Origin of the sequence: Microbacterium sp. CGR1 (assembly GCF_001266755.1) — a bacterium.
Classification (GTDB): domain Bacteria; phylum Actinomycetota; class Actinomycetes; order Actinomycetales; family Microbacteriaceae; genus Microbacterium.
In genome coordinates this window covers 263,889-277,997 of record NZ_CP012299.1, presented here as the reverse complement: position 1 = coordinate 277,997, position 14,109 = coordinate 263,889, and the positions used below count along the sequence as shown (strand labels likewise).

Sequence of the window (14,109 nt, the reverse complement as noted above, 5' to 3'; positions counted from 1 at the left end):
TGACGCCTGTATCTGTGCGTTTCGTATGGCGAAGATGAGTTTCACCTATGGCCTTAGCCTGTTCTTCATGAGTGTCATCCCCGGCGCATGGCGGCGCACGGCAGCGGGAGCCGGTCTGCTCGCACCAGACGGAACCGTCGCGCCCACCATCTTCGCAGAGATGTCCGCTGCTGCGGCCCGAACCGGTGCGATCAATCTCGGCCAGGGCTTCCCCGACGAGGACGGTCCTGCAGAGGTGCTCGACGCTGCCAGGGACGCGATCTCTCGCGGGGTGAACCAGTACCCGCCCGGAAGAGGGAACCCCGACCTGCTCGCCGCGATCAGCGAACACCAGCGGCGCTTCTACGGGCTCGAGGTCGACCCCTCCACAGAGGTGATCGTGACGGCCGGTGCCACCGAGGCGCTGACCGCGACGCTGCTCGCCCTCATCGACGGTCCTGACGACGAGGTCGTCGTCTTCGAGCCGTACTACGACTCCTACGCGGCGGCGGTCGCTCTCGCTGGCGCACGACTGCGCACGGTGCCGTTGCGAGCACCGGACTTCCAGCCCGATCTGGAGCAGCTGGCGGCCGCGGTGTCCGACCGCACGCGCATCATCCTGGTCAATGACCCCCACAACCCCACCGGAGCCGTCTTCGGTCGCGAGGTGCTCTCGGAGGTCGTCCGTCTCGCCGACCTGCACGATGCGATCATCGTCACCGACGAGGTCTACGAGCATCTCGCTTTCCAGATCCCGCACACCCCCGTCGCCACCCTGCCGGGTGCCGCCGAGCGCACGCTCACGATCTCGTCGGCAGGCAAGACGTTCTCCGCGACCGGCTGGAAGATCGGCTGGGTGCACGGCCCCGCCGATCTCATCACCGCTGTGCTGACCGTGAAGCAGTATCTGACATACGTGAACGGCTCGCCGTTCCAGCCGGCGATCGCCGTGGGTCTGCGCCTCGGAGATGCGTTCTTCGCGGGTGCCGCGTCGACGCTGGCGCGCAAGCACGAGATACTCGGCGCCGGCCTGCGCGCCGCCGGGTTCACCGTGCATCCGCCCCAGGGCGGCTATTTCACGGTGGCCGACGCGTCAGCGCTCGGCGGAGCGGATGCCGCGGAGTTCTGCCGCGCACTTCCCGAACGCGCAGGAGTGGTCGCGATCCCGCTGACCGCCTTCGTGTCGCAGTCACGCCGACGCGAGTACGCCGGGCTCGTCCGCTTCGCGGCGTGCAAACGCGTCGAGATCCTGGAGGACGCGGCGACGAGGCTCGCGACGAGCTTCTGAACGCTCCCGTTCAGCGCGGACCGACGGCGTAGCGGCGCCCGCGCAGGGACGGGTTCACTGCCCGCACGCGATCGATCGTGCTCCGCTCGACTGTCGCGACCGCGATGCCCTCGGTCGTTCCCACCCCGGCGAGCACGACGCCCTGCGGATCGACGATCTGCGAGTGCCCGACGCCGATCGGGGTCGGGTGGTCGGCGGCGATCACGTACGCGGTGTTCTCGATGGCGCGTGCCGCCAGCAGCGTGGTCCAGTGGTGCTCCTTGAGCGGACCGCGGACCCACTCGGCCGGCACCACCAGGGCGTCGGCGCCGGCATCCATCAGAGTGCGCGACACCTCGGGGAATCGCAGGTCGTAACAGGTCATCAGTCCGAATCGGATGCCCGCGAGCTCGAACGTCGCAGCTCCCCCGACCTCCCCCGCCTCGACCCAGTCGGACTCGGTCTGGCCGAAGGCGTCATACAGGTGCTGCTTGCGATAGGTCGCGAGGATGCCGTCGCCGCGCACCGCGACCACCGTGTTCCTCACATGAGCGGCGTCCGAGGCCTGCTCGGCCAGCCCCGCCACGATCACCACTGCGTAGTCGGAGGCCAGCGCAGTCAGTGTCGACACGAACTCACCATCGAGTGGCTCCGCATTCTCGGCGAGAGTGGCGTCCATCGGATCCACGAAGTAGCTCGAGTACTCGGGGAACACGACCAGCCTGGCACCGCGTGCGGCGGCCTCCGCCGTCAGCTCCGCGATCCGATCACGGTTGGCGGCGCGGGAGGCGGTGGGGGCGAACTGACAGACGGCGACGGGCACAGCGGCGGGCACGGCGGGGGTCTCTGGCATGCTCCCATCCTCTCGCACACGCGTCCTCGCGGCCTCGATTCGCGCACTCCTGATTCGCGTGTTAGGCTATTGATCGTGCCGCGGGGTGGAGCAGTTCGGTAGCTCGCCGGGCTCATAACCCGGAGGTCGCAGGTTCAAATCCTGTCCCCGCAACGAGAATGCGACACACGAAAGGCCCCTGATCGGGAGATATTCCGATCAGGGGCCTTTCGCATGTGTACCTCACGCCGGCCTCGCAGCCGAGCGACATCGAGATCGCTCGGCTGCGAGGGGTCAGCGGTAGCTGAGTGTGAGCTCAGGACCGGTCGGCTCGACGAACTTGACTCGGACGCTGCCCAGCGCCGCCGCGCCGGCCGCGACGTAGCTCATCACGACGCGGTCCCTGTTCGCGGTTCCGCCGTCCGGCAGGATGAGAACGCGCGCGACCGAGAGCGCGTCCACGAAGTCGCCCGCCGAGGCGCCCCCGACCCGGCCCTGTTCCCAGGTGCGGAAGACACTCGCCGCGGGTGAGCTGTCGCGCTGCACTCCCTCGGAGATGGTGGTGCGCGCCATCTCGTCGAGGAAGGCGAGATTGTCGAGAACCATATCGACGTCGTTGAGGACGGACTCGTCGAAGCGGTCCGGATAGTCGATCTCGATGCGCACCTGCACATCATCTCCGTCGAACGGCACCGAGCCGTTCATCGCGCCTCCTCCGGTTCCGCCGTCGAGGGTGATCTGTCCGAGATGACGGCTCTCCATCAGCTCACACCCCCAGATTCGCGCTGAGGATCTCTTCGGCAAGGAGGCGCGAGACCTCCTGCGAAGCCGCGGAATCCGACGAGAAGAAGTCCTCGACAGTCGCGTCGAACAGCTGATGCCCTCGGGCATACTCGGCCACGGTGAGCGCCAGGCAGCGCGCCGTCAGCGCGTAGAGGTCGCTCGCCGCGTAATGCGTGCCATTCGACGAGCGCCCGACGCCGGCGCCGCGGGGAGTCGGGTTCGACGCCGGCGCGCTGCCGAGCGCCGCTGCGGCACTGGCGAGCTCCGTATCGATCCGGCCCATGCTGTTCGACACCACGGTCGCATTGCTCCTGTCCATGCTCATCGTGCCGTCACCGACCGGGTACGGGCCGAGAGCGAACGCGTCCAGATTGTAGGTGGCGTTGTCGGAGCGGATGATGCTCGCGGCTTCGGTCATCGCGTCGTTGAGCTCGTTCTCCTGCTTCTCGAGCGCCTTATCGAGATTGCCGAGCGCCTCGTCGAGAGACGACAGGATGTCGGAATAGGTGTTGCCCTCGATGACGACGTTGCGGGCGATCCCCTGCACGGCGCTGCTGGCCGCGCCGGCGATTCCCGAGAGCACGGCTGCTGCGGCCACCGTGCCCGTGCCGGCCGTCACGATCGCGGATACGACGCCCGCCACCGCTCCGACGACGGTCAGCACGAGCGTCCCGTTGGCCGCAGCGGCGTTCCCCGCCTTCTGGTCCCAGGCGGCGCGAGCGCTGTCGCAGATCGACACGACGTCCTGTCGCGCGGCGGGCCACATGGCGGCCTGAGCGCTGTAGTTGAGCTGGAGGATCACGCATGCGTCCCCCAGGCCGTGGGTGACGGACTGGAACTGGATGTAGTACTTGTCGATGAACGCGGGCTTGAAGCTGCCCTCGATCTTGTTCGCCATCATCTCGTGCACCGAGTCGTTGGCTGTGCCGATCGCACCGGTGTTCTGCACCGACGCACCCGCGCCCGAGGTGCCGAGGATCGCGGCTGCCGCCGAGGTCGCACTCGCCGGTGCCTCGCAGGCGTCGCCGCCGTCCGGCAGATCAAGCCACTTCGACACGCGGGCATCGATCGCGGCCCGGATGTCGTCGAAAGCCGGTGCGACCGAGTGGTTAACGCCGTTGCCGTCGCCCCCGCCCTCGCCTGCGGCATTCGGCCGGTTGTAGAAGTTGAGCATGAAGCCCCACTTCGCGTAGATCTGGTCATTTCCCCAGTTCGGGTGAAAGCCCTGGTCCGCCATGAAACAGTCGATCGCGGCGCGCTTCATCTTGCCGATGATGTCCGGCAACTCCGAATAGTCAGGCATATCTCGATCCCCTCCAGTCTCGATTTCCGTGAAGTGCCGCCCGGACATCTCTCGACGCGTCGGGGCGGCTCCACCGAGAGACTAATCGATTCCCGGACTCCTTCGCTCGCGACCAGACGACACCCGCATCGCCCTCGGATCCACTCGTTAGACTGTCCCACCGAACGGCGCGACCGTCGACGGCGGCGCGGTCGGTGGAAACAATGACCCGGAGGTCCATGATGACGCAGACTCCCGACAGCGCCGCGGGGAACCGTCCCGCGCTCGCATCAGGCTCATCGCGGCGCGCGATCGTCAGCCTCTGGATCGGCGCCGTGGCTCTGCTGATCTCCGTCGCACTGATCGTGCTCCTCGTGCCCGTTCCGGCCCTGCTCCCGGTCGCAGCAGCCGCCGCGCTGCTGGCGATCGTCGCTCTCCTGCTGGGCGGTCGAGCGAGACGCTCCGCGGTCGCTCGCACGGGAACGGCGGCCGTCGTCGTCGCAGCGGTCGCCCTCATCGTCGATCTCATTCTCGTCGTCGTGATGGCAGTCGGCGTCCTCGCCGGCAACGGCCTCAACCACGTCGAGGTGCGTGCCACGGGCGGACCCGCATTCGCGGTCTCCTTCGCCGATGACACACAGGCGTACGACGAGGAGTGGGCCTCCAGCGGCTGGAAGCAGTACACGACGACCGGCGATTCGGCGGAGATCGTCGTCACCGCCCCGGACGACGACACGGACTCGACCGTGAGCTGTCAGATTCTGTGGAACGACGAGCTGGTCGTCGAGCAGAGCGGCACGGGCTCCGTGACCTGCCGCTACGACGCGGACTGACCGACCGGGCTGATCGGCGCGGACGGATCGAGACGGCGTCAGCGGACTGCTCGTCGCGCCCGGCACCTGCCTCCGCGGGCGTCGGCAGAAACGGACGATGCCGCCCCTCGCGAACGAGGGACGGCATCGTGTGCAGACGGGGCCGGGGCTGTTACTCCCCCGAGGCGGCTTCCAGGCCGAGCAGCGTGTTCACGGCATCCGTGAGGCGCTTGTCGGCCTCGGCGAACTTGGTCAGGTCGCCTGCCTTCAATGCGGCCTCTCGGTCGGTCAGCGCCTGCTGCGCGGCTGCAAGAGCCTCGGCCTCGGCGTCGGTCGGCACCGTCGGCTCGGTCGGGACCTCACCGGTGTCCGGGTCGGGCTCGGTCGGCTCGACCTCATCGTCTCCACCGGTCGCACCGGCATCACCGCCGAAGAGGGTGTCGAGCGCGGCGGTCAGCGTGTCTTCGAACGCGACCTTGTCGCCGAAGGCCACGAGGACCTTCTGCAGACGCGGCAGCTTGGTGCCCTCCGAGGACTGCACGTACACCGGCTGCACGTAGAGCAGACCGCCACCCACGGGCAGAGTGAGGAGGTTTCCGTACAGCACCTCGGACTCGCCCTGCTGCAGCAGGTTGAGCTGCGGCACCACAGCCGTGTCCGAGTTGTAGGTGTTCTGCACCTGGCCGGGGCCCGGCACGGTCGTATCGGTGTCGATCTCGAGCATTCGAAGCTGGCCGTAGCCTTCCGCCTTCACGCCGGCCTCCGATCCGGCATCCGAGTCGACCGCGAGATAGCCCATCAGCACGTCACGGTTGCTGCCGCCCTGCGCCGAAGGAATGAACGTCGAGAACATCGAGAAGCGCGGGGAATCCTGACCCGGCATCTGCATCGTCAGGTAGTACGGCGGCTGCAGGACCTGCTCGCTGCGCGGGTCGTTCGGCGTCTGCCAGCGGTTGTCCTGCTGCGCGAAGGAGCCGGCGGTGTCGATGTGGTAGGTGCCGAGGATGTCGCGCTGCACCTTGAACAGGTCGGTCGGGTAGCGGACGTGGCTCATCAGATCGGCCGACATGTCGCTCACCGGCTTGAGCGTCGACGGGTAGATGTTCTGCCAGGTCTGCAGCACGGGATCCTGGTCGTCCCATGCGTACAGGGTGACCGAACCGTCGTAGGCGTCGACCGTGGCCTTGACCGAGTTGCGGATGTAGTTGATCTCGTCGATCGCGAGCGTCGGCGACGGGAGGTTCGAGTCGGCGATCGCATCCGACAGGCTCACGTTCGTCGAGTAGGGGTAGGTCGAGCTCGTGGTGTATCCGTCGACGATCCAGACGATCCTGCCGTCCACCACGCTCGGGTACGGGTCGCTGTCGAGCTCGAGGTACGGGGCGACCTTCTGCACGCGCGTCTTGGGATCGCGGTCGTACAGGATCTGCGAGTCGTCGTTCACGAGGTTCGAGAACAGGATCTGCTCCGACTGGAACTTCAGCGCGTACAGCAGCTTCGTGAAGCTGCTCCCGATCTTCGGTCCGCCGTCGCCCTCGAACGTCGTCTTGGTCTCGCTGGCGCCGTCCTTGCCTCGCGGATAGTCGATCTCGACAGGATCGGTTCCGTCGGGAGAGCCGACGATCGAGTACTCCGGCGAGTTCTCGCCGAAGTACACGCGCGGCTCGAACTCCTCCTGCTGGGTGAGGAAGCCGTCGGACGGGATGCCACGCTCGAGGAAGACCGGCTCGCCGTCGGGCGTGCGCTGGTTGCCCGCTGCGACGACCAAGCCGTAGCCGTGCGTGTAGACAGCGGCGCGGTTGTTCCAGTTCGTGACGTCGACGCCGTTCATGTCGAGGTCGCGGACGGAGACGACCGTGTCCTGCATCTCACCGCCGATCTCGTAGCGGTCGACGTCGAGCTTCTCCTGGAACTGGTAGTAGCCGCGGTACTGCTCGAGCTGTCGCACGGCGGGGCTGATCACGTTGGGGTCGACGATGCGGATCGATGCGGTGGTCTCGGCGTCTTCACGCAGCTGGCCGGCCTCGGCATCGGTCTCGGCTTCGAACGGGGTGGTCTCGAGGTCGGCGACCCCGTACGCCTCCTTGGTGCCGTCGATGTTCCGCTGGTAGAACTCGGCCTGGTAGGCGTTCTGGTTCGGGCGGACCTGGAACGTGGTGACGGCCCACGGGAATCCGACGCCGACGACGAGCGAGGCGACGATGAGCAGCGCGGTCGCGGCGAGAGGGAACCGCCACCGGCCGATGACGGCCGTGACGAAGAAGAGGATGGCGACGAGCGCGGCGATGATCGCGAGGATCGCGAGGCCGGGGATCGTGGCGTTGACGCCCGTGTAGGCCGGGCCGACGATGCGGTCGTCCTGTGCGACGAGGGTCTTGTAGCGGTCGAGCCACAGACTCGCCGCCTGAACCAGAAGGTACAGACCCGCGATCACAGCGAGCTGGATGCGTGCGGGCTTCGAGATGCGCAGCTCGCCCTGACCGATGCGGACCGACCCGTAGAGGTACGACACCAGCGCGGTGACGATGAGGGTGAGCAGCAGGACCGCAGACACGAAAGCAAGCAGGATCGAGTAGAACGGCATCGCGAACATGTAGAAGCCGGTGTCGACGCCGAACTGCGGGTCGGTGGCGTCGGTCGCGACGCCGTTGGCCCAGAGCCAGACGGTCTTCCACTGGCTGGCCGCCGAGAAGCCGGCGAAGAGGCCGAAGAAGATCGGCATGCCCCACATCGCGAGGCGGCGGAGCGGCTCGATGACCTCCTGGTACCTGTCGAGCTGCGAGCTGAGCCGCACGTAGACGGGGCGCAGTCGGTACGCGAGCTGGATGGCGACGAACAGCGGCACGGCCATGCCGAGGAATCCGACGACGAACATCACCGCCGTGGCGAACCATTGGGTGGTGAGCACTCCCGCGAAGCCCACCTGGTCGAACCAGAGGAATTCGGTGTAGAGCGACGCGAAGACGAAGAAGGCGGCGATCAGCGCGGCGATGATCGCCAGCGAGATACCGAAGATTCTTCGCGAGGTTCGGGGAGTGGCCGGGTTCGGTGCAGAAGTCGAGGTCACCCTCCCATCCTAGGCACGCCTTACTGTGCTGCGGCTGTCATACCTGTCACGGGGAGGTCACGACGTCGCAGGTCGGGAGCGATCCCACGTCGCCGCCGTCCGCGATCACCTCGAGCGCGTCGAGCGATTCCTCCAGCGTCGAGGTGCTGATCACGGTCAGTCCGTCCGGCACGTGGCCGGTGACCTCGTCGCAGTTCGTCGACGGAGCGAGGAAGTACTCCGCCCCCGCATCACGGGCACCGTAGAGCTTCTGACGGATGCCGCCGATCGGCCCGACCGTCCCATCGGCCTCGATCGTGCCGGTGCCGGCGACGTTCTCGCCGCCGTTCAACTCCCCTTCGGTGAGGGTGTCGATGATGCCGAGCGCGAACATCATCCCGGCGCTGGGTCCACCGACGTTGTCGAGCTGGAGCGTCACATCGATCTCGAAATCGTAGTCCGTGCGCAACGTGACACCGATCACCCACGTCGTCACGTCACCGTCGGTCTGCTCGACGGGCGTCACCTCGACCACCTGTTCCTCGCCGGAGCGCTGCACGGTGAGCGAGACCGGCGCGCCCTCCCCATCCTGGATCGCCTGACGCAGCTGCTTCGCGGAGGTCACCGCGGCGCCGTCCACGGCGGTGATGACGTCCTCCGCCTCGAGCGCTCCCTCGGCCGGTGCATCCTCGACGACCTCCTGGACGACGACCTCGGCTCCGGTGTCGTAGCCCAGCTCGTTGAGCGCTGCCGCGGTCGCCTCGTGCTGCGAGTCCACCATGAGTGTCGCGTTGCGTTCGTCGCGCTGCTCCGTCGTGACCCCCTCGGGGAACACGGAGTCGAGAGGCACCACCGCTCGTGAGGAGTCCATCCACGCGAGAGCGAGCTCGAACCAGCTCGGGGTGCGCTCACGGTTTCCGACGACCTGCACGGTCGTGAGGTCGAGAGTCCCTCCGGTCTCGAACGTCTCGGCGCCGTCGACCTGGATGAGCGGAACCTGCTCGCCGTCGGCTCCTGCCGCGGTGCCGAGGGTGTCGTAGACCGGGCCCGGGCGCTGGATCACGTAAGGCGTCGGGAGGAAGGTCAGCACGACGAGCGCGATCAACGCGACGACCAGCGCCCAGACTCCCAGTCCGAGCTTGACAGACCGGGTTCGATCCACAGGGTTCCTCCGTCGTTCGCGGGCGGCGTACAGCGATCTGCCCGCTTCGGGGTCTCGCGGCCGATCCTGTGACTAGCGTAGATGCCACGGCTTTAGGCGTGCTGAGAGGCGAGCGACATGTCAGACAACGACCCGACCCCCGAGGACTTCCAAGAGTTCCTCCGACGCATGATGTCCGGCCAGGGCGCCGGAGACATCGACCCCGAGGCGCTGCAGAACGCCTTCGCGGGCATGGATGGGATCCAGATCGACCCGGCGATGATGCAGACGATCATGTCGCAGCTGCAGGGTGCGTTCGGCGGCGATCCCTGGGAGAACGCGCTGCGGCAGGCGCTGCACATCGCCAACCGCGACGGTCTCGGCATCACCGACGGCTCGCGGACCTCGCTCGTCGACTCCTTCGCCCTCGCGGACCTCTGGCTCGGCGAGGCGACCACGATCTCCGAACTCGGCGAGTCGCCGAAAGCCATGACGCGCGGCGAATGGGTCGAAGCGACCCTGCCCGTGTGGAAGGAGATCGCCGGCCCCGTGTCGACGAGCATCGCCGATGCGCTGACCAGCGCGCTCGACACGCAGGTGCCCGAAGAGATGCGCGACGTCGTGCAGGGCGCGGGCAAGCTCATGCGCGGTCTCGGCGGCTCGGTCTTCGCGGCGCAGTTCGGCCAGGTCCTCGGCAACCTCGCACTCGAAGTGGTGTCGGGCGGAGACGTCGGCATCCCGGTGCTTCCGGCCGGCACTGCCGCTGTCATCCCCCAGAACCTGACAGCATTCGGCGAGGGTCTCGAGATCCCCGAAGACCAGATCACCCTCTATCTCGCGACCCGCGAACTCGCATACGCCCGGCTGTATCGCCACTCGAAGTGGCTGCACCTGCACGTCATGGCGCAGATCACCGATTTCGCCCGCGGGGTCACGGTCGACGTGGATGCACTCGAGGACGTCGCAAGCCGTCTCGACCCGTCCAACCCCGAAGAGCTCCGCGCGGCCATCGAAGGCGGTGCGCTGCTTCCCACGCAGACCGACGCGCAGCGCGAGGCACTGGCCCGACTCGAGAACCTCGTCGCGACGATCGACGGCTGGGTCGACGTCGTGACCGCGCAGGCCACCTCGCGTCTTCCCGACGGTGCCCGCATCGCCGAAGCCGCACGCCGCCGCCGCGCGGTGGGCGGTCCCGCCGAGGACGCACTCGGCGCTCTCGTCGGACTCAAGCTGCGGCCCCGTCGTCTGCGCGAGGCGTCGGCCATGTGGCAGGCGGTGACAGACGCCGTGGGCATCGCCGGGCGCGACTCCCTGTGGGACTACCCCGACCTCATGCCGACGTCGGACGACATCGACGACCCGTCGGCGCTCGTGGCGCGACTGCAGGCGAGCGCGCGGGGAGAGCAGCCGGTCGCCGATGAGTTCGACGAGGCGCTGGCACGTCTGCTGGATGGCGACGACTTCTCGCGAGAGCAGCCGGAGACGCCCGAAGGCGAGCAGGACACCGACGGTGACGACGGCCCGGGGGGCGACCGACCCGTGTGACCGACGGGGTGGCAGAGGCGCGAGGACTTTTCCACGGATGCCCGCGACTCCCCCACCGGGAGCCCGGCTTTGCGCAGAATCGAGGGATGTCTCCTCTGACACCCAAGACCATCACTCGCCTGGATCCCGCGGTTCCGCTGCTCTGGCGCGACGGTGAGACCCTGCAGATCGGCATCGAGGGGACGCTGCGCATCGCCGCCTCGGAGCCGTGGGTCGAGCGTCTGATCGCTCGGATGGCCGCCGGATTCCGGCGCGGGGGCTTCGATGTCGTGGCACATGCCGCCGGCGCCCCGCGCGCAGAGGCGCGGATGCTCCTGTCGCGGCTCGAGCCGCTGCTCGTCGACGATTCTCCCGCTCCCCCGGCTGCGTGGGTGGAGAGCATCGACGTCGCCGACGCGCGATGCGAGTTCCGCATGCGCGAGGCGCTCCTCGACGAGGGCATCGCCGTCGGCGAGCGGGAGAATCCCCGCGACATCGGCATCGTGCTGGTCGAAGGTGCGGCGGCCGCGCTGCACTTCGCACGCTACCTTCGCGACGACACGTCGCACCTGCCGGTCGCGCTCGAGCGAGGACGGATCACGGTCGGACCCCTGGTGGTACCCGGCGAATCGGCCTGCCTGACCTGCCGCGACGAGCATGAACGCGAGCGCGACGATGCCTGGCCCCGCATGCACGCCCAACTCATCGGGCGCGGCGCGGGTCCGATCAGTGCCGCGCGGATCACGGAGGCGGCGACGCTCGTCGCGCGGCTGCTCGCAGAGAGCGCGGCCCCGGGCTCGTTCGTCGAGGTCAGCGGCGAGGGGCGCCGCGACTGGCGCTCGGTGACGTTTCACGAAGAATGCCGGTGCCGCGAGCAGTCGTTCCCATCTCTGCCAGGAACCGCGACGGGGCGCGTTCCCCGCGTCCCGCTGAGCGCGACCACGACAGCGAGAGAGTACGCGCGGCCCGCGTGACGCCGACGTAAGCGAGGCGGCGCTCTTCGTCGATCGCCTCGAAGCCGGTGGCGTAGGAGATCGGGAGTGCACCCTCCGCCCACCCCGCGAGGTAGACATGCGGCCATTCGAGACCCTTGGCGGCGTGCAACGTCGACAGAGTCACGGTGCGCATGGTGGGCTCGTGCTGGTCCTTCGCGCGCGCCATGAGCGCGTCGCTGAAGGTGCGCAGGGTCTCATCGGGTCCGGCGTCTTCGGCGAGACGCAGAATCGCCCGCCGAGCCTCCCAGCCGTCGCGCTGAGCTCCCCCGGCCGCCGGTGGCTCGTCGGAGAGACCGAGCTCGCGGAGGACCCTCTGGACCCCGGGCAGGAAACCGTGCTCGGTCGGCGCGACCGCGGCGGCCCGCAGGGCCAGGATCGCCTGTCGCACCTCGGGCATCGCGAAGAACCGGGTTCCACCCAGCACCGATGTCGCGATGCCCTCGGCGGCGAGCGCCTGCTGCAGCACCGCGGACTGCGCATGAGCCCGGTAGAGCACGGCGATCTCTGAGGGCGACGCCCCTGACTCGATCCGCGCTGCCACGGCGGCGGCGATCCCCTCTGCCTCGTCGCGCTCGGAGTCGTACGCCGTGACCGTGGGCGAATCCGCGTTGAACGTCTCTCTCGCCGGGACGAGTTCGAGGGCGCCCGGCCGCCCCTTCATCAGGGCGTTCGCCGCTTCGAGGATCGGGGCCTGCGAACGGTAGTTGGTCTCGAGACGCACGACCGTGGCATCGGGATGCCGCCGCTCGAACTCGAGGAGGAATCGCTGTTCGGCGCCGGCGAACGAGTAGATGGTCTGACTCGCGTCACCGACGACGCAGATGTCCTTGCGATCGCCCAGCCAGAGTTCGAGCAGGCGGTTCTGGAGCGGAGAGACGTCCTGGTACTCGTCGACCGTGAAATGCCGATACTGCTCGTGCACGGACGCTGCGACGCGAGGTTCGGCCTCGAGCATCCCGGCGCAAGCCAGCAGCACGTCCTCGAAATCGAGTTGGCGCCGCTCGTCCTTCAACGCTTCATAGCGCTGTTGCAGTTCGACGAACTGAGCGGAGTCGACGCCGCTCAACGTGCGGCCGAGCGACGCGTGCTGTTCGATCGACAACATCGACACCTTGCGCCATTCGATCTCCGAGGCGAGGTCGCGAAGCGTCGCGGTGCTCGGCCGCAGTCGCATCGCGTCGGCAGCCTGGCCGAGCAGCCTCACCTTGTTGTCGATGATCGACGGAGCGGGTGATCCGGCCAGTGTGGGCCAGAAGAAGTTCAGCTGGGCGAGGGCGGCGGCGTGGAATGTCCGCGCGGCCACGCCCTCGACGCCGAGCGCGCGCAGACGACCCCTGAGCTCGCCCGCCGCTTTGGCCGTGAAGGTCACCGCCATGACGCGCGACGGCGAGTATGCACCGGTGTCGACGCCATGGGCGATCCGGTGGGTGATCACTCGGGTCTTCCCGGTTCCCGCACCTGCGAGCACGGCGACGGGACCGCGCAGCACGGATGCCGCCTCCCGCTGTCGATCGTCGAGGGCTTCGAGCGCGCTCACGCGCGCTCCTCGAACCAGTCGAGGATCAGTGCGCGGGCGATGGACGCGGGTCCCGGGAGGCCGACGGGTCCGTCACCGGCGAGAGCGGACCTGATCTCGTCACGGGTGAACCAACGGACGTCGATGATCTCCTCCCCGTCGGGCCGCAGCTCGTGCTCATCCAGAGCGACGGCACGGAAGCCGAGCATGAGCGAGCGAGGGAAGGGCCACGGCTGAGACGAGACGTAACGCAGCGAGGCTAGCCGAACGCCGGATTCCTCCTCGAGCTCACGATGCACGGTCGACTCCAACGACTCGCCCGCCTCGGTGAATCCGGCGAAGCATGAGTACATCCGGCCGCCCCAATTGGCGTTCGCCCCGAGCAGGAGCCGTTCGCCGTCAGAGCTCTCCACCGCGACGATGACGGCTGGGTCCGTCCGAGGGAAGTGCTCGCGACCGCAGACGAGGCAGCGGCGCGACCATCCGGCCTGGCGCAGCTCCGTCCCTCCGCCGCATCGGGGGCAGAACGGTGCGTCCCGCAGCCAGCCTCCCAGCGCGAGCGCCTCGATGAGCAGCTCCGTGTCACCCGAGCCGAGACGCGCGCCGAGGTCGCGGAGTCCCAGCCACACCTCGTCGGGTGCGGTGTCGACGGTGTCGCCCTCGGGCTGCAGAACGGCGAGAAGCACGGCGGTACCGTCACCTTCGCGCCCGAGGAGCGCCCAGGTCGCATCGACGATCTCGGCGGCGGGAACCCGCAGCAGCGTGGCCGATTCGAGGTCGGCGCCCGAAATGCGCACGCGGCCGTCTCGTACGGCGATGACCCGCGTCGCCTCGTCGGCGCGCAGACGATCGAGGACTCCGGGTTCGACCCGCAGATCCGCTGCGCGATCGAGGGATGTGCTGCTGCCGGCGATCATCGTCTCCCTCTCTCA

General features: G+C 68.2%; 10 protein-coding genes and 1 tRNA gene. 4 read left to right on the top strand and 7 right to left on the bottom strand.

Translation table 11 applies throughout. The annotated features are described in order from the left end of the window. The first annotated feature begins 67 nt into the window (after positions 1-67). Positions 68-1,267: an aminotransferase class I/II-fold pyridoxal phosphate-dependent enzyme gene (locus AKG07_RS01280; protein WP_053095609.1), complete on the top strand. Its 1,200-nt coding sequence runs from the start codon at positions 68-70 to the stop codon at positions 1,265-1,267. A 10-nt stretch (positions 1,268-1,277) separates the two neighbouring features. On the opposite strand, the gene AKG07_RS01275 is transcribed toward AKG07_RS01280, so the two are convergent. Continuing rightward, positions 1,278-2,099, bottom strand: a complete 822-nt coding sequence (locus AKG07_RS01275; RefSeq protein WP_053095608.1) for a carbon-nitrogen hydrolase family protein — start codon at positions 2,097-2,099, stop codon at positions 1,278-1,280. 79 nt (positions 2,100-2,178) lie between these two features. Between AKG07_RS01275 and AKG07_RS01270 the strand changes: the two genes are divergently transcribed. Continuing rightward, positions 2,179-2,252: transfer RNA gene (locus tag AKG07_RS01270), tRNA-Met, on the top strand. 120 nt (positions 2,253-2,372) lie between these two features. On the opposite strand, the gene AKG07_RS01265 is transcribed toward AKG07_RS01270, so the two are convergent. Together AKG07_RS01265 and AKG07_RS01260 are read right to left on the bottom strand one after the other, a co-directional pair. Further along, positions 2,373-2,840, bottom strand: coding sequence for a hypothetical protein (locus AKG07_RS01265; RefSeq protein ID WP_053095607.1), 468 nt, complete (start codon positions 2,838-2,840; stop codon positions 2,373-2,375). A 4-nt stretch (positions 2,841-2,844) separates the two neighbouring features. Continuing rightward, complete coding sequence (locus AKG07_RS01260; protein WP_053095606.1) at positions 2,845-4,164, bottom strand: hypothetical protein; 1,320 nt, start codon at positions 4,162-4,164, stop codon at positions 2,845-2,847. Between the two features lie 218 nt (positions 4,165-4,382). Here AKG07_RS01260 and AKG07_RS01255 point away from each other — a divergent pair, with 218 nt between their 5' ends. Then, entirely contained in the window at positions 4,383-4,976 is a 594-nt protein-coding gene (locus AKG07_RS01255; protein ID WP_053095605.1) for a hypothetical protein, read from the top strand. 151 nt (positions 4,977-5,127) lie between these two features. Here the strand turns inward: AKG07_RS01255 and AKG07_RS01250 are convergent, their stop codons facing one another. After that, positions 5,128-8,022 carry a UPF0182 family membrane protein gene (locus AKG07_RS01250; protein ID WP_053095604.1) on the bottom strand — a complete coding sequence of 965 codons (2,895 nt, stop codon included), beginning with the start codon at positions 8,020-8,022 and terminating at the stop codon, positions 5,128-5,130. 46 nt (positions 8,023-8,068) lie between these two features. Then, positions 8,069-9,163 carry a YlbL family protein gene (locus AKG07_RS01245; protein ID WP_082297770.1) on the bottom strand — a complete coding sequence of 365 codons (1,095 nt, stop codon included), beginning with the start codon at positions 9,161-9,163 and terminating at the stop codon, positions 8,069-8,071. A 117-nt stretch (positions 9,164-9,280) separates the two neighbouring features. On the opposite strand from AKG07_RS01245, the gene AKG07_RS01240 reads away from it, so the two are divergent. After that, positions 9,281-10,687 carry a zinc-dependent metalloprotease gene (locus tag AKG07_RS01240; protein WP_053095602.1) on the top strand — a complete coding sequence of 469 codons (1,407 nt, stop codon included), beginning with the start codon at positions 9,281-9,283 and terminating at the stop codon, positions 10,685-10,687. Between the two features lie 789 nt (positions 10,688-11,476). On the opposite strand, the gene AKG07_RS01235 is transcribed toward AKG07_RS01240, so the two are convergent. Next, positions 11,477-13,198, bottom strand: a complete 1,722-nt coding sequence (locus tag AKG07_RS01235; RefSeq protein ID WP_053095601.1) for an ATP-dependent helicase — start codon at positions 13,196-13,198, stop codon at positions 11,477-11,479. Continuing rightward, a complete protein-coding gene (gene nudC, locus AKG07_RS01230; RefSeq protein WP_053095600.1) occupies positions 13,195-14,094 on the bottom strand; it encodes an NAD(+) diphosphatase in 900 nt (299 codons plus the stop codon). Before nudC ends, AKG07_RS01235 begins: the two co-directional genes overlap by 4 nt. Positions 14,095-14,109: the final 15 nt, after the last annotated feature.

Bases quoted from the DNA above. Each gene is read 5' to 3' on its own strand.
- AKG07_RS01275 (WP_053095608.1), bottom strand. From the start codon at position 2,099: ATGCCAGAGACCCCCGCCGTGCCCGCCGCTGTGCCCGTCGCCGTCTGT.
- AKG07_RS01240 (WP_053095602.1), top strand. From the start codon at position 9,281: ATGTCAGACAACGACCCGACCCCCGAGGACTTCCAAGAGTTCCTCCGA.
- AKG07_RS01280 (WP_053095609.1), top strand. From the start codon at position 68: ATGAGTGTCATCCCCGGCGCATGGCGGCGCACGGCAGCGGGAGCCGGT.
- nudC (WP_053095600.1), bottom strand. From the start codon at position 14,094: ATGATCGCCGGCAGCAGCACATCCCTCGATCGCGCAGCGGATCTGCGG.
- AKG07_RS01260 (WP_053095606.1), bottom strand. From the start codon at position 4,164: ATGCCTGACTATTCGGAGTTGCCGGACATCATCGGCAAGATGAAGCGC.
- AKG07_RS01265 (WP_053095607.1), bottom strand. From the start codon at position 2,840: ATGGAGAGCCGTCATCTCGGACAGATCACCCTCGACGGCGGAACCGGA.
- AKG07_RS01255 (WP_053095605.1), top strand. From the start codon at position 4,383: ATGATGACGCAGACTCCCGACAGCGCCGCGGGGAACCGTCCCGCGCTC.